The sequence below is a fragment of the Streptomyces sp. 6N223 genome (genome assembly GCF_052246635.1).
Classification (GTDB): domain Bacteria; phylum Actinomycetota; class Actinomycetes; order Streptomycetales; family Streptomycetaceae; genus Streptomyces.
Genome location: NZ_JBQQCA010000053.1, coordinates 1 through 22415 on the forward strand (window position 1 = coordinate 1; position 22415 = coordinate 22415).

Genomic DNA, 22415 nt, shown 5'->3' on the forward strand with positions numbered 1-22415 from the left:
CCCGCCCGCCCCTGGGGGCTCCGCCCCGGCCCCCGGTTGCCGCCCACACCCCGGCACCCCCCCCGGGGCCGAGCGCCGTCGTCCCCCGTGGGGGCGGCCGGGGGTCCGGGGGCGGAGCCCCCGTCCCGGACAGCCAGTGGCTGCTGCCTCCCGAGGCCCGGGGCGAGATCCAGCGCATCATGACCGCCGGGGCCGGCGTGCTGCGGTCGGAGGAAAGCCTCGCCGCCGCCGCGCGGGCGCTGGACGCCATCGTCGCGGGCGGCGACGGCCGCAAGCCCGCCGAGCCCGGCACGGACACCTGGGAGATCGCCAACCTGCACCTCGTCGCCCGGGTCCTGGTCGCCGCCGCGCGGCGGCGCGAGGAGACCCGTGGCTGCCACTGGCGCGAGGACCGCCCGGAGCGGGACGATGCCGCCTGGCAGCGCCATCTCATCGTCCGCATGCGGGGCTCTACGCTCGACATCCGGACCACCGACACCACCGCGTTTCCGCCCACCCGGGAGAGCCCGTGACCAGCCCGCAGCCCCAGCCCGTGGACCTGACCCTGCTGCCCGTCGGCACCCGGCCCGGCGACGCCGAGCCCGCGGGCTGCGGCGACGGCTGCGCCTGCGGCGCGGGGGACGGCGCGGCGGACGGCCAGGCGACGCTCGACGCGCTGGAGTGCGGCCTCGACCCCGGCCTCGCCGCCGAGCTCGCCGCCGACGGGCTCGACCCCGTCCAGGTGGAGGACATCGCGCACCTGGCGATCGAGGAGGACCTCGACCAGGGCACCGACATCACCACCGTCGCCACCGTGCCGGAGGACGCCGTCGCCGCAGGCGACCTCACCGCCCGCGAGGCGGGCACCGTCGCCGGGCTGCGCGTCGTGGAGGCCGTGCTGTCCGTCGTCGCCACCGAGGAGTTCGAGGTCGAGCGCCACGTCGCCGACGGCGACCGCGTCGCGCCCGGCCAGGTGCTGCTGACCGTCACCGCCCGCACCCGCGACCTCCTCACCGGCGAGCGCAGCGCGCTGAACCTCCTCTGCCGCCTCTCCGGCATCGCCACCGCCACCCGCGCCTGGGCCGACGCCCTGGCCGGCACCCGCGCCCGCGTCCGCGACACCCGCAAGACCACCCCCGGCCTGCGCGCCCTGGAGAAGTACGCCGTGCGCTGCGGCGGCGGCGTCAACCACCGCATGTCGCTCTCGGACGCCGCGCTGATCAAGGACAACCACATCGTGGCCGCCGGCGGCGTCGCCGAGGCGTTCCGGCGGGTCCGCGAGGAGTTCCCCGGCGTTCCCGTCGAGGTGGAGGTGGACCGCCTCGACCAGATCGAGCCCGTGCTCGCCGAGGGCGCCGACCTGATCCTGCTCGACAACCTCACGCCCGCCCAGACCGCCGAGGCGGTGCGGCTGGTCGCCGGGCGCGCCGCGCTGGAGTCCTCGGGCCGCCTGACGCTCGCCACGGCTCGCGCCTACGCCGACGCAGGGGTCGACTACCTGGCCGTCGGCGCCCTCACCCACTCCGCGCCGATCCTCGACATCGGCCTCGACCTGAAGGCCCGCTGACCATGCTCCTCACCATCGACGTCGGCAACACCCACACCGTGCTCGGTCTCTTCGACGGCGAGGAGATCGTCGAGCACTGGCGGGTCTCGACCGAGGCGCGCCGCACCGCCGACGAGCTGGCCGTGCTGCTGCAGGGCCTGATGGGCATGCACCCCCTCCTCGGCGAGGAGCTGGGCGACGGCATCGACGGCATCGCGATCTGCTCCACGGTGCCGTCGGTGCTGCACGAGATGCGCGAGGTCACCCGGCGTTACTACGGCGACATTCCCTCGGTGCTCGTCGAGCCCGGCGTCAAGACGGGCGTGCCGATCCTCACCGACAACCCCAAGGAGGTCGGCGCGGACCGGATCATCAACGCCGTGGCGGCCGTGGAGCTGTACGGCGGGCCGTGCATCATCGTCGACTTCGGCACGGCGACGACGTACGACGCGGTCTCGGCGCGCGGCGAGTACGCGGGCGGCGCGATCGCGCCGGGCATCGAGATCTCGGTGGAGGCGCTGGGGATGCGCGGCGCGCAGCTGCGCAAGGTGGAGCTGGCCCGGCCCCGGCACGTCATCGGCAAGAACACGGTGGAGTCGATGCAGTCCGGCATCCTCTACGGCTTCGCGGGCCAGGTGGACGGCATGGTGGAGCGGATGTCGCGGGAGCTGGCGGACGACCCGGACGACGTGACGGTGATCGCGACGGGCGGGCTGGCGCCGATGGTGCTGCGCGAGTCCACGGTGATCGACGAGCACGAGCCGTGGCTGACCCTGGTGGGCCTGCGCCTGGTCTACGAGCGGAACGTTTCGCGCTCCTGACGCCTCCGGCCCCGTTACGCCGCGCCGCCACGCCCGGTGGCGCTGGATCGTGCGCGTTTGTCTGGTTACCACTTAATGTCGGGTTTATGGCTACGACAGGCGAGAACGGTGAGAACAAGCGCCGCCCGGTGCCGACCCCGGCGGAGGTCTTCCCCCCGCACCGCAAGCGTCCCCCGTCCCGGCCGCCGTCGCCCCCGGAAGAGAAGCAGGGGCCCGGGCCGGTGCCCGAGCCGGAGCCCGAGCGGCCCCGGACGGAGCCGGGCGACAGGGACCAGGGCGGTGGCGGTGGAGGAGCCCCGGACGCCGGTGAGTAGGCTGGGGCGCGGCCCTGTGCCGCACCAAGGAGGCCGATCGCCGTGGACTATGTCGCCGCACTCTTCCCGCCCGCCGTGATGGCCGTCGCCTTCGCCTGGCTGATCCTGACGATCGTGCGGACCCAGGGCGGCGCCAACAAGTACAAGGAGGACGCCGCCGTCGACGCGGCCCTCGCGGCCCGCGCGGCGCAGGGTGCCCGTGACGCCCGCGCCCCGGAGGACGGGGACAGGCCCACGGCCTGACCCCGCGCGTCCCCGCGCGTCCCCGCCGCACCGCCCGCCCCGGGCGGTGCGGGTGTCCGTTTTGTCACCCCACGGCTATTCTTCCTCCTGTGCCTCGGCCATTGGGAGAGCTGGAAGACGCCGTGATGACCCGCGTATGGGAGTGGAACCGTCCCGTCACCGTGCGGGAAGTTCTTGAAGATCTGCGGCAGGAACGCTCGATCGCCTATACGACCGTGATGACGGTCCTCGACAACCTGCGGCAGAAGGGCTGGGTGCGCCGTGAGCAGGAGGGCCGGGCCTATCGATATGCGGCCGTGTCGACACGAGCGGCGTACTCGGCTGCTTTGATGAATGACGCGTGGGCAGAGAGTGACAACCCCGCGGCCGCGCTCGTGGCTTTCTTCGGGATGATGGCGCCGGAGCAGACCGAGGCATTGCGCGACGCGCTGCGTGTGGGTGATGTGCCCGGCGTGCAGGTCGTCACCCCCGAAGAGTCCGAGCGCGGACATGAGACCTCCGAAGAGCCGGTCATCACACCTGATGCGCGTGAAGAAGAGGAAGCGCCGGGTGAAGCGGAAGGCCGGCCGGAAGGCGAAGCCGGAGGCGGATAGGCGCCATCCGCGCCCGGAAACGTCAACCTGAAGTCACTGTCCGCCGCGCGGGGACTACCGTGGCCACATCATCCCCGTGTGGCCGGTCGCCTAACGGGCAGGTGTGGGACATGGTCCCGGCCCAGCGAATTATCTTCCCAGTGCAATGCGGACCAAGATGAGGGCGTTATGTCCGAATCGTCCTATCGTGTCTTATGGGGTTCCGCGTAATCCCCACCCAGGGTTTGTGTTTTCCCCGCCATGGCGGTTTGATTACATCCACAGTGAACCTATTGGTATTCGGTGACTAGGAAAGAGGAGTAGCCCGGTGGCACAGAAGGTTCAGGTCCTTCTCCTCGATGACCTCAGCGGCGGCGCGGCAGACGAGACCGTTACGTTCGCCCTGGACGGCAAGTCTTACGAGATCGACCTCAACTCCGAAAACGCGGACAAGCTCCGCAGCGCTCTGGAGCCCTATGTCAAGGCGGGCCGTCGCTCCGGCGGTGGCCGCGCAGCCCGTGGGCGTGGCCGTGCGGCCGCTCCCGCCGGGGGCACCAGCAGCCAGGACACCGCGAAAATCCGCGCCTGGGCGAAGGAAAACGGATACGAGGTCAATGACCGTGGCCGCGTTCCCGCCAACATTCGCGAGGCGTACGAGAAGGCGGGCGTCTGACGAGGCTCTGACGAACGCCTGACCGCACCTGCCGGAGACCGACCGGCGAGCGGGCGCGGAGCGACTGGTCCGCGCCCCTTGTACGGGGAGCCGCACCCATTGGGCGGCTCCCCGAGGTGCGTTATGGAGAGTTATTGGACGACTGCGTTGCGTAACCATCCTGGGGTGGTGGTTGCCCGTGTTCGCCTGTAGCTGAGCTGCCCCCGCGCTGGGGCATGGAGTGTCAGCCTGGAAGGGTAAGAAGTCTCTAATCGACACGATCGATGTGCAGGGGGGCGGTGCCGTGGTCCGGGCCCGGCCCGCCAGGGGCGTTCGCCGACGGCGTAGCCATCTGGGGTGCCAATGCTTGGCCTGCGGGAACATCGTCTCGCACCATCGGGTTGTAACTGTCGTCGCCTGTTCGGGGCAGCGGGGCCGGGGACAGGAGTAGACAGTTGGAATGAGCGGTCCCCCGTTGCGGGACTAAGCTGCGGAAGGACAGGGAGGGGACCGACCCCTTTACTGCCTGACCGCTCTGAGGAGCGATAACGATGTTCGAGAGGTTCACCGACCGCGCGCGGCGGGTTGTCGTCCTGGCTCAGGAAGAGGCCCGGATGCTCAACCACAACTACATCGGCACCGAACACATCCTCCTGGGCCTGATCCACGAGGGTGAGGGTGTCGCCGCTAAGGCCCTGGAGAGCCTCGGGATCTCGCTTGAGGCGGTCCGCCAGCAGGTGGAGGAGATCATCGGCCAGGGCCAGCAGGCCCCGTCCGGGCACATCCCCTTCACCCCCCGGGCCAAGAAGGTCCTGGAGCTGTCGCTCCGCGAGGCCCTCCAGCTCGGCCACAACTACATCGGCACCGAGCACATCCTGCTCGGCCTGATCCGCGAGGGCGAGGGCGTCGCCGCCCAGGTCCTCGTGAAGCTCGGCGCCGACCTGAACCGGGTGCGGCAGCAGGTCATCCAGCTGCTCTCCGGTTACTCGGGCGGCAAGGAAGCCGCCACCGCCGGCGCGCCCTCCGAAGGCACGCCGTCCACCTCCCTGGTGCTTGACCAGTTCGGCCGCAACCTCACGCAGGCCGCGCGCGAATCCAAGCTCGACCCCGTCATCGGGCGCGAGAAGGAGATCGAGCGGGTCATGCAGGTGCTCTCCCGCCGCACCAAGAACAACCCGGTGCTGATCGGTGAGCCCGGCGTCGGCAAGACCGCCGTGGTCGAGGGGCTGGCGCAGGCCATCGTCAAGGGCGAGGTCCCCGAGACGCTGAAGGACAAGCACCTCTACACCCTGGACCTGGGCGCCCTGGTCGCCGGCTCCCGCTACCGCGGCGACTTCGAGGAACGCCTGAAGAAGGTGCTGAAGGAGATCCGCACCCGCGGCGACATCATCCTGTTCATCGACGAGCTGCACACGCTCGTCGGCGCGGGCGCCGCCGAGGGCGCGATCGACGCCGCCTCGATCCTCAAGCCCATGCTGGCGAGGGGCGAGCTGCAGACCATCGGCGCCACGACGCTCGACGAGTACCGCAAGTACCTGGAGAAGGACGCGGCCCTGGAGCGCCGCTTCCAGCCCATCCAGGTCGCCGAGCCGTCCCTGCCGCACACGATCGAGATCCTCAAGGGTCTCCGCGACCGGTACGAGGCGCACCACCGCGTCTCGATCACCGACTCGGCGCTGGTCGCCGCGGCCCAGCTGGCCGACCGGTACATCTCCGACCGCTTCCTGCCGGACAAGGCGATCGACCTGATCGACGAGGCGGGCTCGCGGATGCGGATCCGCCGGATGACCGCTCCGCCGGACCTGCGCGAGTTCGACGAGAAGATCGCGGGCGTTCGGCGCGAGAAGGAATCCGCCATCGATTCCCAGGACTTCGAGAAGGCCGCGTCTCTCCGCGACAAGGAGAAGCAGCTGCTGACCGCCAAGTCCCAGCGGGAGAAGGAATGGAAGTCCGGCGACATGGACGTCGTCGCAGAGGTGGACGAGGAGCTGATCGCCGAGGTTCTCGCCGCGTCCACCGGCATTCCGGTCTTCAAGCTGACGGAGGAGGAGTCCTCCCGGCTGCTGCGCATGGAGGACGAGCTGCACAAGCGCGTCATCGGTCAGGAGGACGCCATCAAGGCGCTCTCGCAGGCCATCCGGCGCACGCGGGCAGGCCTTAAGGACCCGAAGCGCCCCGGCGGCTCGTTCATCTTCGCCGGCCCGTCCGGTGTCGGTAAGACCGAGCTGTCCAAGACGCTCGCCGAGTTCCTGTTCGGCGACGAGGACGCGCTGATCTCCCTCGACATGTCGGAGTTCGGCGAGAAGCACACCGTCTCGCGGCTCTTCGGCTCCCCGCCCGGATATGTGGGGTACGAGGAAGGCGGCCAGCTGACGGAGAAGGTGCGGCGTAAGCCGTTCTCGGTCGTGCTCTTCGACGAGGTCGAGAAGGCCCACCCGGACATCTTCAACTCGCTGCTGCAGATCCTGGAAGACGGTCGCCTGACCGACTCCCAGGGCCGGGTCGTGGACTTCAAGAACACGGTCATCATCATGACGACCAACCTCGGCACGAAGGACATCTCCAAGGGCTTCGGTATGGGCTTCGCCGTCGCCGGCGACGTCAACACCGGCTATGACCGGCTGAAGTCCAAGGTGAATGACGAGCTGAAGCAGCACTTCCGCCCCGAGTTCCTGAACCGCGTCGATGACACGGTGGTCTTCCACCAGCTCACGCCGGAGGACATCATCAAGATCGTCGACCTGATGATCCACCAGGTGGACGAGCGGCTGAAGGACCGGGACATGGGCATCGAGCTCAGCCAGGACGCGAAGGAGCTCCTGGCCAAGCACGGATACGACCCGATCTTCGGCGCCCGGCCGCTGCGGCGGACCATCCAGCGGGAGATCGAGGACGTGCTGTCGGAGAAGATCCTCTTCGGCGAGCTGCGGCCCGGCCACATCGTGGTCGTCGGCACGGAGGGCGAAGGCAAGGACAAGACCTTCACCTTCCGCGGCGAGGAGAAGTCCGCGCTGCCGGACGCCCCGCCGGTCGAGCAGGCCGCGGGCGGCGGTCCGAACCTGTCGAAGGACGCATAGCGCATAGCGCTTCGCACCGAGCGCGACGCAGCGACGCCCCCACCGCTTGCGCGGTGGGGGCGCTCGCGTGTCCGGGGGCTCCGCCCCCGGACCCCCACCCGGGGCCGGGCGCCGTCGTTATCCCTCGTCGCCCTCCACCCGCACGCCCGGCGGCACACCACGCACCGCGCCCACCCCCCGGCCCAGCCGCAGCACCCGCAGGCGGGGGAACGCCGCCAGCCAGCCCAGGTCGCGGCCCGCGTCGTACGCCAGCAGGTACAGGTGCGTGAGGCGTTCCGCCACCAGCCCCTCCGCCCCCGTCAGCTGCTCCGGGGTGAGCCCCTCCGCCACCCTCACCCGCTCCCGCCCGCCCAGCGCGCGCAGCGCCGCCAGCTCGCCCGGGTCCGTCACCGTGAAGTACAGCCCCTCCGGATCGAGGTGCGCGATCACCTCGTCGGCGTAACGCCGCGTGTCGAAGCGGTGCCACGCCCCCGCCAGCTCCTCCCGCACCTTCAGCGAGCCGCGGGAGCGCAGCCGCGCCAGGTAGTCGATCGCCGCGTCGTCCCCGACGCGCGTCGCCGTCTCCGCCAGCCGCAGCGCCCGCACGTCCGGCACGCCCTCCGGGTCCGGCAGCAGCTCCAGCACGATCGGCCCGATCCAGGCCAGGCCCCGGGCGCCGAGCGCCGTGTTGCGCTGCAGCAGGTACCGGGTCCGCCGCCGGACCTCCTCCCGCACCTGCGGGCTCATCTCGGTCGCGAAGTCGACGCAGCTCGCCGCCAGCAGCTTCAGGTAGGTCCGCTCCGAGGAGCGCAGGTGCGGCCTGGCCGAGATCATGCTCGTCATCAGCATCGCGCACTCGTCCGGCCGGGCCAGCGACACCGCCATGCGGATCACCTCGTCCCAGTCCGGGCGGTGGGCGTTGTTGATGAGGAAGGGGAAGTCGTGCCGCTCCACCGCCTCCCTCGCGCTCAGGTAGTCTTGGAAGGTGCGGTGCACGAAGTCCACCGTGTCGGGCGTCGGGCGGCGCAGCAGGCCCGTCCGCTCCAGCAGGTGCTTGAAGAGCTGCTCGGCGTTGCCCTGCTCCCCGGCGGACGGTATGGCCGGCAGGTGGCTGCCGAGGATGTCCACGGCCATGTCGCGGGAGATCTCGGAGCGGTCGTTGAGCAGCATCCAGTGCGCCAGCTTCTGCAGCAGCCGCTCCTTCGCCTCCCGCTGCAGCGTGATCCCGTCCGGATCCACCTCCCGCTCCGGGTCGCGGCGTTCCAGCAGCATCGCCAGCGCCGCCATGTACAGCGCCTTGCGGCCCCGCGGCAGGATGCCGTAACGGTCGCGGTTCAGGGCGCAGATCAGCCCGAGCATCAGCGGATTGGTGGCCAGGCGGCCCAGCTCCCGGCCGGTGCTGACGGCGTGCAGCAGGCGGCGTTCGTACTCCGGCAGGCGGGCGGCGTCGCGGCGCGCGCCCGCGTCGCCGGCCGCAGCCGCGTGCCACATGCGGATGAAGCGCGCCACCTGCTCGCGGTTCATCGGCGCCAGGCTCAGCTCGGTGAAGCCCTGCGCGGTCAGCCAGTCCTCGCGCACGGCCGAGGGCCGGGCGGTGACGAGCCAGAAGTTGCCGGGAAAGGTGCGCTGCAGCGTGGCGAGCTGCCGGCGGATCGGCTCGCGCCGCTCGGCGGGCGCCTCGTCGATGCCGTCGACCAGCAGCAGCCCGCGCCCGGCCCTCAGGACGCGCACGGCCCACCCGGTCGGCTCGGCGCCGGCCAGCGGGTGGCGGGCGGCGGAGAGGAACTCGGCGGGCGAGGGCAGGTCGGCGTCGGAGAAACGCCGCACCGGCAGCACGAACGGGACGCGGTCGGCGAGGCGGCGGGCCAGCGCGGCGGGCAGCCGCCGATCGGCCGCCGAGACGGCCAGCCACTGCACGAGGGTCGTCTTGCCGGAGCCGGCGATGCCGCGCAGCATGACCCGCTCGGAGTCGGCACCCGCCAGCGCCTGGTCGACGGGCACGGGCACGGGTGGGTGCGGGCCGTCCGCCGGGAACTCGGCGCCGAGGCCGAGATAGGTGGCGCCGAGGGACCAGGTGTCGGGCGAGTTGGTGAAGTCGACGCCGACGATGGTGAGCTGGCTGTGCAGCCGCACCAGGCTGGCGGCGTACTCCTCCTCGAACGCCGCGTCGGGGTTGGCGGGTGACGGCAGGCGCCGGGTGATCTCCTCCAGGCGCTGGCTCTGCTCGACGAGGGTGCGGGCGACGAACGTCGAGCGCTGCGTGAAGAAGTGCAGGATGTGCACGCTGGCGGCGTCCACGAGCCGGTCGTGGAAGAGCGCCGCGTCCCGCGACAGCTCGCGGGTGGCGTCCGGCCCCGCCTGCCGGCGTAAGCGGGCGGCGAACCGCTCGGGCCCGAGGCCGACGGCCTGCACGTCGTCCATGTCCAGGTCCCCGAGGGCATGGAGCGTGCGGGCGACTGCCTCGGCCAGGGCGGGGCGTTCGTCCGCCGGGAGGCGGGGATCGCGGGGGCCGGCGGCCTGCTCGCCGCGCTTGACCAGCTCCTTGGCGAGCTTGAGGAGATCGCCCGGCCCGAGCGTGCGCTTCTCCCCCCGGAAGGAGACGAGCGCGGCCATCCGCACGGGCCCGCTCGCCAGCCCCGCTCCGGCTCCCTCCTGCCGGAACAGCCGCTTGACGAGCGGCGCGGCGGCGGTGCTGGCGATGCGTAGCGCGGTGGTCGCGGTGGGGTCCATCCTCCCGAGCGTAGGGGAGACGGGCGCTGGAACGCCGGTCAATAGCGGGGCGGGGGCCCGGCGTTGACCTCGACATGGCACGGGAGGGCATGGAGGTTGGCGCCCGAGGCCGGGTTCAGGACGCGCACCGGCGTGTCCACCAGCCCGGCTCCCGGGCCGCCGCCCTGCCCGAACAGCCGCTTGATCAGCGGCTGGACCGCGCCCGACGCCAGCCGCAGCCCGATGCCTGCGCTTGTACCCCCAAGTTCCATGCGGACAAGGCTGGATGGACGGCGCGGGCTACCAGCATGTCGGCGAGAGTCATGCCGAAGGCGCCTCGAATGGATTGAGCAGGCGCACCCCGGTGCGCTCGACGTCCTTCACGTTCCGGGTCACGAGGGTGAGGTCGTGCACCAGCGCCGTGGCCGCCAGCAGGCCGTCGATGACAGGAAGGGGATCGGGGCAGTTCAGCGGGCCCCAGACCTCGGCCACCTCAGTGGTCACGGGGAGGATGCGCTCCGTGAACCGGTCAATGACGCGCTTGCGCAGCCAGCTCTCCAGGGCCTCTGCCTGCCTGGGTTCTCGGCGGCGCGCCCGCTCTACGCCCTTGCGGATTTCGCCGATGACCAGCGGGCTGATGAACAGTGAGTTGTTCGGGGTCTGCTGCATCCAGTTGACGACAGAAGGGTCGGGGTGGCGCTTACGCAGCTCCGACACGGTGTTGGTGTCGAGCAGATACACGCTGGCTTAGTCCTCTCCGAGATCCACTTCGCGCGGCAGGTCGCGCGCGGCCACGATGGCCTCCATGTCTGCGGCGAACGCCTCGGCGAACTCGTCGCTCACCTCGTCGATGTCCTCAAGCAGCACATCCCGCAACTCCACGTCCTCGCCGCGCAAGCGCCGGTACTCTCTTATGTCCAGCACGACGGCTACTTCCTCCCCGTGCCGGGTGACGACCTGGGGTTCACCCGTAGCGGCCTCCCGAAGCACCTCGCTGAATCTCTGCTTGGCTGTCTGCACCTGCCAGCGCATATCGACCACCTCCACAGATCAGTCTAGACAGACTGGATATTATGGGTCTAGTCGGCCGCCAAGGGCCGCACCGTGAGGATCTGCTGCGCGTGTCCGACGGGGCCGCTGACGTCGTGCAGGACGCTGCTGGTGACGCCCTGGCCGGTGCCGCCGAAGACGACGGTGGTGTCGAGCCCGACCCAGCGGCCCTCGGGCTGGCGGTGGAGGTGGATGGTCAGGTCGACGTTGGGGAACATCCAGGCGGTGGGTGGCTGGCGTACGGCGATGCCGTTGGCGGTGTCGACGAGGGCGATGTACGCCGCGAGCGGGCCGGCGGTCTGCCCGGCGACCAGGGCGAGGCGGGTGGAGACCCAGGCCGTGGTGCGGCCCGGCTGCGGGGGCGCGAGCGGGCGGACGTCCAGGGAGGCGACGTAGCCGCCGGGCCAGGTGGGGGTCAGGGGCCAGGGAGCGACGGCGTCGGGAGGGGTGAGCCGGTCGGCGGCGCCGCCCGCGACGGCGGTGGTGTCGGCGGAGGCGAGGAGCCAGGCGCGGGCGCGCACGACGGCGCGGCCGGCGATGAGCGCGACGGCTTCGATCAGCTCGATGGTGCGGCCGGGCCGGATGGTCTCCACCCGGATCTCGCACTCGTCGAGGGCGAGGCGCCCGAGGATGTCGAAGCTGATCCGGGACAGGGCCAGGCTGTTGTTCGTGTCCGGCCTGTCCGGCCGCGCGGCCAGGTGGCGTTCGATGGCGTGGACGACGAGGCCGCCGAGCGGGCTGAAGTGCTGTTCGGCGGGGTCCCACGCGCCGCTCGTGTGGGAGGTGGGCTTGTAGCGGTCACCAGCGATGGGCTCAAAGTAACTCTCGGTGGTCAACGGGCGGCTTCCCTCTCGGATCGACCTCACTCGACCTCACTGAGGGAAGACCGTACTGGCCACCGCGGCGGCCCGAGGAGCCCGGCCCGGGAGCCCCGGCCCGGGGCCGGCGGGCCGGGCTCCCCTCCCTCAGGCCACCTGGGTCTGGCCCGCGGCCTGCCGGACCGTGGCGTTGATGCGGTTGAAGAGGTTGGTCGTGGCGATCCACAGGATCAGGGAGGACAGGGCCTTCTCGTCGTAGTGGCGGGCGGCTTCCTCCCAGATCGCGTCCGGCACGGGGTCGGACCGGTCGCTGAGCCGGGTCGCGGCCTCGGTGAGCGCCAGCGCGGCCCGCTCGGCGTCGGTGAAGTAGGGCATCTCCCGCCAGGCCGACACCCCGAACAGCTTCTCGTCCGCCATGCCCCTCTTGCGGGCGTCGCGCACGCCGTAGTCGACGCAGTAGCTGCATCCGTTGATCTGGCTGGCGCGGAGGTGGACCAGCTCCATGGTGTCCTCCGGTACGCCGCCGCTCTGGGCGGCCCGCACCAGGGCGTGGATCTGCTTCTGCGCGTCGAGGACGATCGCCGGGTTGGTCATGCGCTGCTCGTGCCCCATGGCTGTTCTCCTTGTTATGCCGGGTTACGCTGCGTCGGTCCTGCGGTTCTCGGAACCTCTCCGAACCTCTCGGAAGTCTCCGAACCTCTCCGACACCTCTCTGACGGAGCGCGGCGGCAGAACGTGACAGCTGACGAAGAATTCTTTGAGGCACACCGGCGGCACCTGCGGGCGGTGGCGTACCGGATGCTGGGCTCGCTCAGCGACGCCGAGGACGCCGTCCAGGAGGCGTGGCTGCGCTACCAGCGCGCCGACACCGGCGGCGTGACGAACCTCGGCGGCTGGCTCACCACGGTCGTCGGTCGCATCTGCCTGGACATGCTGCGCTCGCGTGCCTCGCGCCGCGAGGAGCCGCTGGAGGGGGAGGACGCGCCGGTGCGCCTGCCCGATCCGGTCGTGCGCCGGGCCGATCCGGAGGAGGCGGCGCTGGCCGCCGACGAGGTGGGCCTGGCGATGCTGGTCGTGCTGGACCGGCTCGGCCCGGCCGAGCGGCTGGCGTTCGTGCTGCATGACATGTTCGCCGTGCCCTTCGAGCAGATCGCCGAGGTCCTGGACCGTACGCCGAACAGCGCGGCCCAACTCGCCAGCCGCGCCCGCCGGCGGGTGCGGACGGCGTCGCCACAGCAGCCGGATCCCGACATGGCGCGGCAGCGCGAGGCCGTCGACGCCTTCTTCGCGGCGTCGCGGGAGGGCGACTTCGACGCGCTGGTGGCGGTGCTGCACCCCGACATCGTGGTGGTCGCGGACGGCGGCACGGCCCGCCGCAGCGCGTCGCAGGTGCTGCGCGGCGCCCGCACGGTCGCCGAGGGGGCGGTCACCTACGCGCGGCTATCGCCGTGGGCTCGCCCGGCGATCATCAACGGCACGGCGGGCGTGGTCGTGGCGCCGCGCGGGCGGCCGTTCTCGGTGATGGCGTTCACGGTGGTGGACGGGAAGATCGTGGAGATCCACGCGCTGGTGGACCCGGAGCGGCTGGCGGAGCTGGACCTGGCGGGTCTCGCGGACGGTCAGTAGCGGGGCGCGGGCGGGGCGGTCACCTCGATGTGCGGGGGGACGTTGACGCGCTTGCAGGGCTCGAGAACGCGGACCCTCCGAAGCTTGGGGAGCGCGGCGAGGGGGGCGAAGTCCTCCGGGGGATCGTCGATAGTGAGTTCGCGCAGTTGCGGCAAGACCTCGGGAAGCCCTTCTGGGAGAGTCCGGGATCGGTAGCTGTCGAACACGCTCAGCGAAGTGACCTTGGGTAGACACACCCCGCCTGCTGCGAAGAGTTGGAGCGTCAGCCTGTCCAGGCTGAGGGATCGCAACCTGGGCAGATCCTCGATGACTGTCCAGCGCAGCGGATCCAGCTCCGCGAGTTCCGTTTCGGCCGGGAAATCGATGTCGAGTGCCGTCAGAGTAGGCCAGTTCATGATGTCCGCCAGCTCCGGCACATCGGCTTCCAGGCTGATCCGTTCGAGCGGCGCCTGCTGGGGAAGGTCCGACAGTTCGCACGGCACATACGACTTCACGATGACCGATCGCAGCGTTGAGAGGGGCTCAAGGCCACTCACCTCATCCTCACCGAAGATCTCCAGGTCCTGAATCGGCAGGGCGGCGAGGGGAGAGACGTCCGTGACATGGGGGCACTGGAAGAGATAGAGCGATGTCAGCCCAACGAGGTTGCGAAGAGGCTCCAGGTCACCGATCTGGGTGTTGTTCATGATTTCGAGATCGGTGATGTCGTGCTCGCCGAGCGCGAGGGCAAGGTCCTCCGCGGTGAAGTCCCCTGTCACGCTCACCCGGCGCACACCATGCAGAGAAGAGAGAAGCTCCAGCTCGTCCCGGTTCGTGACCGGCATCAGGAGCCTGTCGCGCTGGGACAGTTGTGAGGTGATCTCCGCGAAGTACCGGTGCGTGTCGAAGCGGGACCAGCCCTTTGCGAGCAGACCCTGGACATCGCGTGACGGGTGCTCCCGGAAGGCCCGCAGCCGGATCAGCGAGGCGCTCGACGGGATCTCCAGTGCCGTGGCCACCACAGCCTCCGCCTCCTCCGGCCTCAGGTTCTCCGGGCCGGGAAGCAGCTCCAGCACGATTGATCCGGCGGCCGCCAGGGTCTTGGCTTCGTGTCCGTCACGGGGCGGAAGAAATTTCACGGCGCGCTCGACGACCTCGTCGCGCATCTCCATGCGCAGCTGCGTGGCATGCTCCAGGCTTGCCATCGCCAGCAGGTGAAGGCGGACGCGATGCTCCTTCTCCGAGTCACCGCGCTCGAGAAGCGCGGTGAGGATCTCGCCGCGCTGGAGCGGCTGGGCGTGGGCGACGGCCATGCGCACCACGTCCTCCCACTGGTCCTCGTGCGCCCGTGCCACCAGCGCCGGGAAGTGCTGCCACTCGACGATCTCACGGGCGGCGAGGTAGTCCTGGAACGTGCGATGAACGAAGTCCACCGATTCCGCGCCGGGTTCGCGGAGCACTCCTGAGCGTTCGAGCAGGTGCTGGAGTAACTGCTTGGCCCTCGGGCGGTGCATGCCACCGACCTGGTGAATGACGGGCAGCGCTTGCCTGATGAGTGACGCCGCCACAGCTTTCGTCATCTCCGACCGGCCGTTGTTGGCCAGCCAGTAGGCGAGCTTCTGGAGCAGAGAAATCTGCGTCTCCGCGTCGAGCTCCACGCCTTGCACGCCACCGCGCGGCCGGTCGGGGCGTTCTCGGTCGCGGCGTTCCAGCAGCATCATCAGTGCGGCGTCGTACAGCGCCTTGCGACCGCGAGGCAGGTAGCGGTTCCGCTCCCGGTGGAGGGCGCAGATCATCGCGCACATCAGGGGGTTGGTGGCGAGGGTGCTGAGGTCGGTCCGGGAGTGGACGAGGTCCAGTAGCGCGTTCGACATCTCATCACCTGCGTCGGCGGCGTTGTGCCAGCGCTGGATGAACGCCTCGACATCGCGGATGTTCATGGGGGCGAGAGTCAGCTCCGTGAACGCCTCCGCCTCCAGCCAGTCCTCGCTCACGGCGGACGGGCGGGCGGTGACGAGCCAGAGGTTGCCGGGGTAGGTGGCGTTGACGCGGCGCAGCCAGCGGCGTACGTCCTCGCGTTCGGCTTCGGGGATCTCGTCGATGCCGTCGATGAGGATCAGTCCGCGCCGGGCGGAGAACACGCGGTCGATCCAGCCCTCTGGTTGGGCGGCCGCCAGAGGGCAGCCGACGGCGGTGAGGAAGCGTTCCGGGCCAGGAGGCTTGCCGCCCTCACGGGTGAGCGTGCGCATCGGCAGCACGAACGGCACGCGGCCGAGGAGGTGGGTCATGCTGCTACCGTCGCTGGCGTCCTGGCGGGCGGTGGAGACAGCCAGCCACTGGACGAGGGTCGTCTTGCCGGATCCGGCGAGGCCGCGCAGCAGGACGCGCTCCTGACCCGCGAGGGCCCGTTCGGCGCGCACAGGTGGGGCATCTTCGCTGACTCGGCCCCGGGCCTCCAGGCTGAGGTAGGCGTCGTCCAGTGGCCACTCCCGCTCCTGGTGGAGGTCGAGGCCATAGATCGTGAGCCTGCTGTGCTCACGCTGCATGTACTCGGCGTACCGCTTCTCGAACGCCGCGTCCTCGGACGACCGGTGGCCGATGCGCTCGACGAGCAGGTCGAGCCTGTTGGTGAGCTGGTCGAGCTGGCGGCTCTGCTCGACGAGGGTGCGGGCGACGAAGGTGGAGCGCTGGGTGAAGAAGTTGAGGATGTGCAGGCAGCACTGGTCCAGCAGCCGCCGGTAGAGGGCGTAGGTGCCGGGGGAGTGAAACAGGTCGATCGGTGCGCCGATGCGTTCCGCCAGCCCGTCGTGTCCGAGGCGTACGGCCTGCACGTCGTCCATGTCCAGCTCCCCGAGGCGGACGAGGGAGCGGGCGAGCACGTCCGAGACGATCAGCACCTCGTCGTCGGACGGCGCGTCGTGCCGTCCGATGGCATGCACGGCCCGCCGGACGAGCTCCTCGCTCAGCCTGCGCAGATCCTTCTCGGTCAGCGTCCGCTTCTCGCCCTTGAACGCCACCAGCGCCGACACCCGCACCGGCTTGTCCACCAGGCCCGCCCCCGGGCTCTGTTGCGGGAACAGCCGCCTGATCAGCGGCTGGAACGCTCCCGACGCCAATCGCAAGCCGACCCCGGCACCCCCAACGTCCATACGTACGAGGGTAGATGGCGGACAGCTCGGGCGTTCACCGCTCAGCCACCTCCGCCTGGTTGAGCACGGCCGTGAGGGCCTTTGCCGTCGCGTGTTGACGCGGCCGAGTTCGATGAGAGGGCGGCCCGTGAAGCGGGCGTACGAGACGAAGTCCACGTCCAGCGAGGGCAGGACGATGCCGTGCCGGTCGAGCGCCTGCTTCAGCTCCTCGCACGTCTCGGCCGCCTCGCGGCGTGCCGTCTCGGTGTCCATGGGTGATGTCCTTCCGCTCAGGTGTTCTACGCTGCGTGCTTGCGCGGTTACCAGTTCGGCCGAAAGTCGGTAGGGTTGACCAGACTTGATGCCCCTCGGTTCATGTCGATGGGTGCGAAGTTGACGATGCCTCGGTCGAATGGTGGGAGGTCAGGCCGAAGGGAGTGGGTGCACCCGGTGAGCATCTGAATGATCTTGAGCACTTCGGAATCGAGGTCCGGGAGGCCAGGAAGGGGAGGAAGATCACGCAGAAGCAGCTGGGCAGGTCTGCCGGCAAGTACTCGGAGAGCTATGTCAGCAAGGTGGAGGCTGGCGCCCTCCTATGCAGCGAGAAGCTCGCTAGCGGCTGCGACTTGGTCTTCGCCAGCAACGGACTCTTCGAGCGTCTGCGTGAACGGATCGTCAAGCGTGGCCATCCCTCGTGGTTCCGGCCCTACGCCAAGCTGGAGGAGGAGGCCGTTTCCATCCTGGACTACAGCGCGAGCCTGATCATGGGCCTGTTGCAGACGCGGGAGTACGCCGAAGCTGTGTTCCGCGCTCAGAATCCGCGCTGGACCTCCGAGGCGATCGAGGCCAAAGCCCCTTCCCGGCTGAAGCGACGAGACGTGCTGGCCCGGGAGAAGCCGCGGTTGCTGTGGGTTGTACTGCACGAGAGCTGTTTGCGGACGCAGGTCGGGAGCGCTCGCGTTATGGAAGACCAGCTCAAGCACGTGCTGAAGGAGGCCCAGTCGCCCGGCGTCACCATCCAGGTGCTGCCGTTCGGCACAACGCCACCGGCTGTGGACAGCTTCACGCTGCTCACGTTCGCTGACCGATCCACCATGGTGTACGCGGACACGATCATGCAGGGGCAGATGACCGACGAATTGGGGTCGGTCACCCATGTGGACGAAATCCATGATCGTCTCAGGGCCGAGGCTCTGCCTCGGGCCGAGTCCCTCGCTCTGATCGGCACATACATGGAGGGTTTCACCCGATGAGCACCTTCATCGACATCTCCCGAGCGGTGTGGGAGAAGTCCAGCTACAGCAATGGCAATGGGGGACAGTGCATAGAGTTCGCGCGCGGCTTCGAGGGGGTCGTTCCTGTCCGGGACAGCAAGAACCCCTCCCCAGTTATCGCCGTGTCGGCTGACGCGTGGGGGGCGTTCGTGCGGCACGTCAAGGGCTGAGCAGCAGATCGGGGGCGAACAGACCAGTGTGGCCGGTGTGTTCGCCCCCGATCTGTGTCAGTGACCGGCATCAAGCCCCTCCTGATGGTGGCGGTGGCCCCGCCCGCGCGGCCGTGGGCGTTGATCGTGAACACCTCGGGCGGCTCGATGCCGGAGCAGCCCGGCGTCGAGCTTCGTGCACCCGTAGTCGGCGGCGAGGTATCCGGGTTCGTGAATCAGGCGGTGGGCGGTCATGGCGGCTATCTCCATGCCTGGCCAATTGTGCAACAGCCTGTTGCACAATTTTGGCAACAGCCTGTTGCCAAAGTGGCCGGGCGCTCAGCCGTTCGCCTGGACCACGTAGTGAGGCAGGCGGGTGAGAGCCGTGCTCGACTGGGGGCGGCGTAGATCCAGCTCGCCGTAGGCGTCCAGCTTGCTCACGAGGCCACGACTTGGCTCTGCGGCAGTTGTCCAACAGCCTGTTGGCCATGTGATCTGGCCAGGTCCCGGCCACCGTCCGCATTGCGGAAAAAGATGTCCAGGTCGTTACCGCCCGGGACTTTTCACCGGGAGCCCCAGGGAGGCGGCAATCTCGACCAGCCGCTTGTCGTAGGCCACGAAGGCGGTTAAGGCCGCGCCCAGCTTCATGGCGGCGGCGCAGTGCAGGGCGTCGAGAGAGCGGAGTCGGCTCCCATGGCTCAGATCCCCGGCTCGCCGGAAGAGATCGGGCGGCATCCGAATCAGGGCACACTCCTCCAGCCACTCCTCGGCGTCCCGCAGAACGGCCGGGGAGGTGCCGAGGGCGTGGAGCGCCCGTCGCATTTCTGTCCGTGTGAGGTCACAGGTGAGAACGGTGGCCGATCCCTCCGTGGAGAGCCAGGCGGCGAGGGCATCGGATTCTGTCTCTCGCTTGATGAGCTTGAGCGCGGCGGAGGTGTCGAGATAGATGAGCCTCGTCACCGCTCGCTGTCCTCCTCGCGCAGTTCGGCCAGCACCTGTGTCGCGGGCTTCTCATCTGGGGCGGTTGGCGCCGGATGTCTGCGCGCCGACTCGGCGGCCGTGCGGGCTCGGGCGAGGTCTGCGGGGTCCAGGTAGCCATCGGCGATGGCACGGTTGATGGCGTCCTCGGCGGGGTCCGGAGGGACTATCCGGGCCACGGTCTTGCCACGGCGAGTCACGGTGATGGTCTCGCCATGCTCGATCCGTTGCAGGACAGCGGCGGCGTTCCGCTGGAGGTCCCGCACGGTGACCTTGGTGTCGCACTCCTCGGCGCTCATGTCGTACATTCTACAGCTTGTGCGTCAAGACATGCGCTCATGCGTCACTCTGCCGCCGGATGCTGCCCCTTCGGTCATGCCATTCGGCGATCTTCTCGTCCAACGCCGTGAGGTGCTGAGTCGCGGTGCAGCGGCGGGCGGTCTCCACGTACTCAGGAGGATGACCCAGGGGAAGAGATCCGGCAGCGAGTCGTCATGGGGGTGCAACCCGCGAACCGGGGCACGCGGAACACGCGGAAGGAGATGGGGCGGACGGGACGACGCTGGCCCGTCCGCCCCATCGGCTCAGGGGGTGAGGGCGGCGGATCCGGCGGGCGTGACGGAGACGGGCTCGCCGCAGGTGAAGGCCGGGAGGGAGGGGCCCGCGTTCTGGCAGACCCGGACGGTGACGAGGTCGATGCGGGCCTCGGAGAGGGCCGGGTCGCCGCTGAGGGTGAGATCCAGCTCGCCCAGTGGCACGGACGCGAAGTCCACGGGCTCGGTGCCGCCCTTGATGTAGGCGGTGAACTCGGCGTACGTCACCCAGTGCGTGTCGCAGTCGTCCGGGTGCTTCTCGGCCACGACGCCCGTGACGTCCACGTGGTGCGGCTCGGGGTCGTGGGTGGCGGCCCAGTTCAGCTCGCCCTCGGCGTAGCTGTACTGGCAGGTGCGGGTGTGGTCCGCGAAGAACGGCTGCTGGATCTCCGGGTGGTCGGCCGCGGCCGGGGTGGCGCCCGCGCCCGTGGCGATCAGGGCCAGGGCGCACGCCGCGATGGCGGCGAGCAGGGTGGTGCGTACGCCGCGCGGGCGCCTGGTCCCTCCCGGCTGTGTGTGCTCGTGTCGCTGCCGTCGTCTGTCCCTCGTGGCCATGCGTCGCGCACCTCAATCCGTCCGCACTGTCTGGGCGATGGGAGGCGGCGATGGGAGCGCTCCCACCACCTCGTCGGAAGGATGTTCAACGCCAAGCGAGTACATGTCAAGACGTTAGGCTCGCCAGCGTGAACACCCCGGGAATGGTGCGGCTGCGACAGCTGCGGCGCGCGAAGGACTACATGGATCGCGAGTGGGGGCGGTCCATCGGTGTCGCGGACGTCGCCGCGCACGCCGGGTATTCGGCGTATCACTTCGTGCGGGCGTTCAAGGCGGCGTACGGCGAGACGCCCGGGCAGTACCTGTCGCGGCGGCGCATCGAGCGGGCCGAGGAGCTGCTGCGCACGGCGGATCTCGCGGTGACGGAGATCTGCGGGCTCGTCGGCTTCGGCAGCCTCGGCACTTTCTGCGCGACGTTCAAGCGGCAGACGGGGATGACGCCGACCGCGTACCGGGACCGGCATCTGGGGCAGGGGGTGGCGCTGATCCCGGGGTGTTACGCGCTGCTGTGGGCCGGCGGGTTCCCGCGGCGCGCCGAGGGCGGAGACCGCAATTCTGAAGAAGCGGGCTGAGGTGTATCGCCCCTAGCGTGGCTCGCATCGGGTCCGCGATGCGAAGTGCGAAAGGGATGGGTCAGTCATGATCAAGGGGATCGCGATCACCACCGTGTGGACCACCGACCAGGAGCGCAGCCTGGCGTTCTTCACGGAGAAGCTGGGCTTCGAGGTCCGCACCGACGCCACCATGGGGGACTTCCGGTGGCTGACGGTGGGGGTGCCGGGCCAGCCGGACATGGAGTACTCGCTGATGCGGACGGACGGGCCGGGGCTGGATCCGGAGTCGTCCAAGGCGCTCACCGAGCTGGTCACCAAGGGGGTGCTGGGCGCGGGCGTGCTGCGGACGGACGACTGCCGCGCGGAGTACGAGCGGCTGCGAGGGCTCGGGGTCGACTTCGTTCAGGAGCCGCAGGAGCGGCCGTACGGCGTTGAGGCGATCCTCCGCGATCCGACCGGGAACTGGTACTCGCTGACCCAACGCCGTGACTCCGGCGACTCCGGCGACTCCGGCGGCGAGGTCGGCTGAGGCCGGGACGGCGGCTGGTGGCGGTAGGTGCCGTGCCTGATGGCGTGGGCGGTGTTGATGCCTTCGGCGAGGTCCTTGAGTACGCGTGGAATCTTCATGCTTCGAGGATGCGGTGGGAGGGGCGACCCCGCCACTGGCGTAAACGCCACTCTTCGATAAGATGCCGCCATGACGCGCCGCACCGTTTCCCTGCTCTCCACGCCCAACGGCTCGACCTTCGAGATCGGGATGGTCACGGCGGTCTTCGGCCGCTATGTCCCCGGCATGATGGAGCGGCACTACGACCTGCTGATCTGCGGCGAGGACGGCGGCGTGGTGGACCTCGGGAACGGCGCGAGGCTGACCACGCCGCACGGGCTGGACGTGCTGGCGAGCGCCGGGACCGTCATCGTGCCCAGCTCGCACGGCGTGGGCGTGCCGCCGTCGCCGGAGCTGGTCGAGGCGCTGCGGCTGGCCCACGCGCGCGGCGCGCGCATCGCGTCGACCTGCACGGGGGCGTTCACGCTGGCCGCCGCCGGGCTGCTGGACGGGCGGCGGGCGACGACGCACTGGAAGTGGGCCGCGCAGCTCAAGGAGATGTATCCGCGGGTGACGGTCGACCCCAGGCCGCTGTACGTCGACGAGGGTGACGTGCTGACGAGCGCGGGCAGCGCGGCGAGCCTCGACCTCTGCCTGCACCTGGTGCGCAAGGACCTCGGCGCGGAGGTGGCCAACGCCCTGGCGCGGCGGCTGGTGACGCAGCCGCACCGGGAGGGCGGGCAGGCGCAGTACATCGACGTGCCGGTGCGGGCGGTGGAGGAGGACACCGGCGTCGCGCGGAGCATGGAGTGGGCGCTCGGGCACCTGACCGAGCCGATGACGGTGGGGACGCTGGCGCGCGTGGCCCGCATGTCGGAACGCAGCTACCTGCGGCACTTCGCGCGCGCCACGGGCAGCGCGCCGATGCGGTGGCTGACGGCGCAGCGGGTGCGGGCGAGCCTGCCGCTGCTGGAGTCGTCGGACGCGCCGGTGGAGGAGGTGTCGGCGGCGGTCGGGTTCGAGTCGGTGGTGACCTTCCGGCACCACTTCCGGCAGATCATGCGGACGACGCCGACGGCGTACCGCCGCGGGTTCCGGGCAACGCAGGGGGCGGTCGGCGGCGACCCAGGGGTGGTGGCGGCGACGGCGGTCGGGAGCGGCTGACGCCGCTGAAGCGTCGCGTCGTCGAGCCGCTGGGAGGCACCGTGCGTGGGCTGCACAAGGGCCATGTCGCGGAGGCGGGGGCGGGGCTGCTGCCGATCTCGCCCGGGC

Annotated in this window: 24 protein-coding genes and 1 pseudogene; 15 read left to right on the forward strand and 10 right to left on the reverse strand. The window is 70.2% G+C overall.

Going from position 1 to position 22415, the window contains the following annotated elements:
- The 8 genes and pseudogenes from ACTWQH_RS26020 to ACTWQH_RS26055 form a co-directional block, all read left to right on the forward strand.
- A pseudogene (locus tag ACTWQH_RS26020) lies at positions 1–512 on the forward strand (FAD-binding protein); the annotation flags it as partial.
- Complete coding sequence (gene nadC, locus ACTWQH_RS26025) at positions 509–1546, forward strand: carboxylating nicotinate-nucleotide diphosphorylase (RefSeq protein ID WP_443289182.1); 1038 nt, start codon at positions 509–511, stop codon at positions 1544–1546. The pseudogene ACTWQH_RS26020 and the gene nadC, both read left to right, overlap by 4 nt.
- 2 nt (positions 1547–1548) lie before the next feature.
- Positions 1549–2346, forward strand: coding sequence for a type III pantothenate kinase (locus ACTWQH_RS26030; protein ID WP_443289183.1), 798 nt, complete (start codon positions 1549–1551; stop codon positions 2344–2346).
- Positions 2347–2432: 86 nt separating this feature from the next.
- Positions 2433–2660 (forward strand): hypothetical protein, encoded by a 228-nt coding sequence (locus tag ACTWQH_RS26035; protein ID WP_443289184.1) that lies wholly within the window; start codon positions 2433–2435, stop codon positions 2658–2660.
- A gap of 42 nt (positions 2661–2702) precedes the next feature.
- On the forward strand, positions 2703–2903 hold the full coding sequence (locus tag ACTWQH_RS26040) for a hypothetical protein (protein ID WP_443289185.1): 201 nt from the start codon (positions 2703–2705) through the stop codon (positions 2901–2903).
- An 89-nt stretch (positions 2904–2992) separates the two neighbouring features.
- Positions 2993–3496: a BlaI/MecI/CopY family transcriptional regulator gene (locus ACTWQH_RS26045; RefSeq protein ID WP_443289186.1), complete on the forward strand. Its 504-nt coding sequence runs from the start codon at positions 2993–2995 to the stop codon at positions 3494–3496.
- A 307-nt stretch (positions 3497–3803) separates the two neighbouring features.
- Complete coding sequence (locus ACTWQH_RS26050) at positions 3804–4148, forward strand: histone-like nucleoid-structuring protein Lsr2 (RefSeq protein WP_443289187.1); 345 nt, start codon at positions 3804–3806, stop codon at positions 4146–4148.
- Between the two features lie 530 nt (positions 4149–4678).
- Positions 4679–7204, forward strand: a complete 2526-nt coding sequence (locus ACTWQH_RS26055) for an ATP-dependent Clp protease ATP-binding subunit (protein ID WP_443289188.1) — start codon at positions 4679–4681, stop codon at positions 7202–7204.
- Positions 7205–7321: 117 nt separating this feature from the next.
- Here ACTWQH_RS26055 and ACTWQH_RS26060 read toward each other — a convergent pair whose 3' ends face one another.
- The 6 genes from ACTWQH_RS26060 to ACTWQH_RS26085 form a co-directional block, all read right to left on the reverse strand.
- Entirely contained in the window at positions 7322–9913 is a 2592-nt protein-coding gene (locus tag ACTWQH_RS26060) for an NACHT domain-containing protein (RefSeq protein ID WP_443289189.1), read from the reverse strand.
- A gap of 38 nt (positions 9914–9951) precedes the next feature.
- Complete coding sequence (locus ACTWQH_RS26065; RefSeq protein WP_443289190.1) at positions 9952–10164, reverse strand: hypothetical protein; 213 nt, start codon at positions 10162–10164, stop codon at positions 9952–9954.
- Between the two features lie 49 nt (positions 10165–10213).
- On the reverse strand, positions 10214–10633 hold the full coding sequence (locus ACTWQH_RS26070) for a type II toxin-antitoxin system VapC family toxin (protein WP_443289191.1): 420 nt from the start codon (positions 10631–10633) through the stop codon (positions 10214–10216).
- A gap of 6 nt (positions 10634–10639) precedes the next feature.
- Entirely contained in the window at positions 10640–10939 is a 300-nt protein-coding gene (locus ACTWQH_RS26075; RefSeq protein WP_443289192.1) for a type II toxin-antitoxin system Phd/YefM family antitoxin, read from the reverse strand.
- A gap of 32 nt (positions 10940–10971) precedes the next feature.
- Positions 10972–11778: a thioesterase family protein gene (locus ACTWQH_RS26080; RefSeq protein ID WP_443289193.1), complete on the reverse strand. Its 807-nt coding sequence runs from the start codon at positions 11776–11778 to the stop codon at positions 10972–10974.
- Positions 11779–11907: 129 nt separating this feature from the next.
- Positions 11908–12372 (reverse strand): carboxymuconolactone decarboxylase family protein, encoded by a 465-nt coding sequence (locus ACTWQH_RS26085; protein ID WP_443289194.1) that lies wholly within the window; start codon positions 12370–12372, stop codon positions 11908–11910.
- A gap of 123 nt (positions 12373–12495) precedes the next feature.
- Between ACTWQH_RS26085 and sigJ the strand changes: the two genes are divergently transcribed.
- Positions 12496–13386 carry an RNA polymerase sigma factor SigJ gene (gene sigJ, locus ACTWQH_RS26090; protein WP_443289195.1) on the forward strand — a complete coding sequence of 297 codons (891 nt, stop codon included), beginning with the start codon at positions 12496–12498 and terminating at the stop codon, positions 13384–13386.
- Here sigJ and ACTWQH_RS26095 read toward each other — a convergent pair.
- Positions 13380–16766, reverse strand: a complete 3387-nt coding sequence (locus ACTWQH_RS26095) for an NACHT domain-containing protein (protein WP_443289196.1) — start codon at positions 16764–16766, stop codon at positions 13380–13382. The two genes, sigJ and ACTWQH_RS26095, sit on opposite strands and share 7 nt — an antisense overlap.
- 164 nt (positions 16767–16930) lie before the next feature.
- On the opposite strand from ACTWQH_RS26095, the gene ACTWQH_RS26100 reads away from it, so the two are divergent.
- The 3 genes from ACTWQH_RS26100 to ACTWQH_RS26110 are packed head-to-tail and all read left to right on the forward strand — an operon-like array spanning position 16931 to position 18324.
- Entirely contained in the window at positions 16931–17746 is an 816-nt protein-coding gene (locus tag ACTWQH_RS26100) for a helix-turn-helix domain-containing protein (RefSeq protein ID WP_443289197.1), read from the forward strand.
- On the forward strand, positions 17743–17937 hold the full coding sequence (locus ACTWQH_RS26105; protein ID WP_443289198.1) for a DUF397 domain-containing protein: 195 nt from the start codon (positions 17743–17745) through the stop codon (positions 17935–17937). The genes ACTWQH_RS26100 and ACTWQH_RS26105 overlap by 4 nt, the downstream gene beginning before the upstream one ends.
- A gap of 60 nt (positions 17938–17997) precedes the next feature.
- The gene (locus tag ACTWQH_RS26110; RefSeq protein WP_443289199.1) at positions 17998–18324 is read left to right on the forward strand and encodes a hypothetical protein; all 327 of its coding nucleotides are present in this window, start codon (positions 17998–18000) and stop codon (positions 18322–18324) included.
- Positions 18325–18462: 138 nt separating this feature from the next.
- Here ACTWQH_RS26110 and ACTWQH_RS26115 read toward each other — a convergent pair whose 3' ends face one another.
- The 3 genes from ACTWQH_RS26115 to ACTWQH_RS26125 form a co-directional block, all read right to left on the reverse strand.
- Positions 18463–18876 carry a type II toxin-antitoxin system VapC family toxin gene (locus ACTWQH_RS26115; protein ID WP_443289200.1) on the reverse strand — a complete coding sequence of 138 codons (414 nt, stop codon included), beginning with the start codon at positions 18874–18876 and terminating at the stop codon, positions 18463–18465.
- Positions 18873–19193, reverse strand: coding sequence for a type II toxin-antitoxin system Phd/YefM family antitoxin (locus ACTWQH_RS26120; protein WP_443289201.1), 321 nt, complete (start codon positions 19191–19193; stop codon positions 18873–18875). Before ACTWQH_RS26120 ends, ACTWQH_RS26115 begins: the two co-directional genes overlap by 4 nt.
- Before the next feature lie 285 nt (positions 19194–19478).
- Positions 19479–20042, reverse strand: a complete 564-nt coding sequence (locus ACTWQH_RS26125) for a hypothetical protein (RefSeq protein ID WP_443289202.1) — start codon at positions 20040–20042, stop codon at positions 19479–19481.
- A gap of 182 nt (positions 20043–20224) precedes the next feature.
- On the opposite strand from ACTWQH_RS26125, the gene ACTWQH_RS26130 reads away from it, so the two are divergent.
- The 3 genes from ACTWQH_RS26130 to ACTWQH_RS26140 all read left to right on the forward strand — a co-directional run bounded on the left by ACTWQH_RS26130 (position 20225) and on the right by ACTWQH_RS26140 (position 22307).
- Positions 20225–20614 (forward strand): helix-turn-helix transcriptional regulator, encoded by a 390-nt coding sequence (locus tag ACTWQH_RS26130; protein WP_443289237.1) that lies wholly within the window; start codon positions 20225–20227, stop codon positions 20612–20614.
- A 67-nt stretch (positions 20615–20681) separates the two neighbouring features.
- Entirely contained in the window at positions 20682–21125 is a 444-nt protein-coding gene (locus tag ACTWQH_RS26135) for a VOC family protein (protein WP_443289203.1), read from the forward strand.
- A 168-nt stretch (positions 21126–21293) separates the two neighbouring features.
- The gene (locus tag ACTWQH_RS26140) at positions 21294–22307 is read left to right on the forward strand and encodes a GlxA family transcriptional regulator (protein WP_443289204.1); all 1014 of its coding nucleotides are present in this window, start codon (positions 21294–21296) and stop codon (positions 22305–22307) included.
- Positions 22308–22415: the final 108 nt, after the last annotated feature.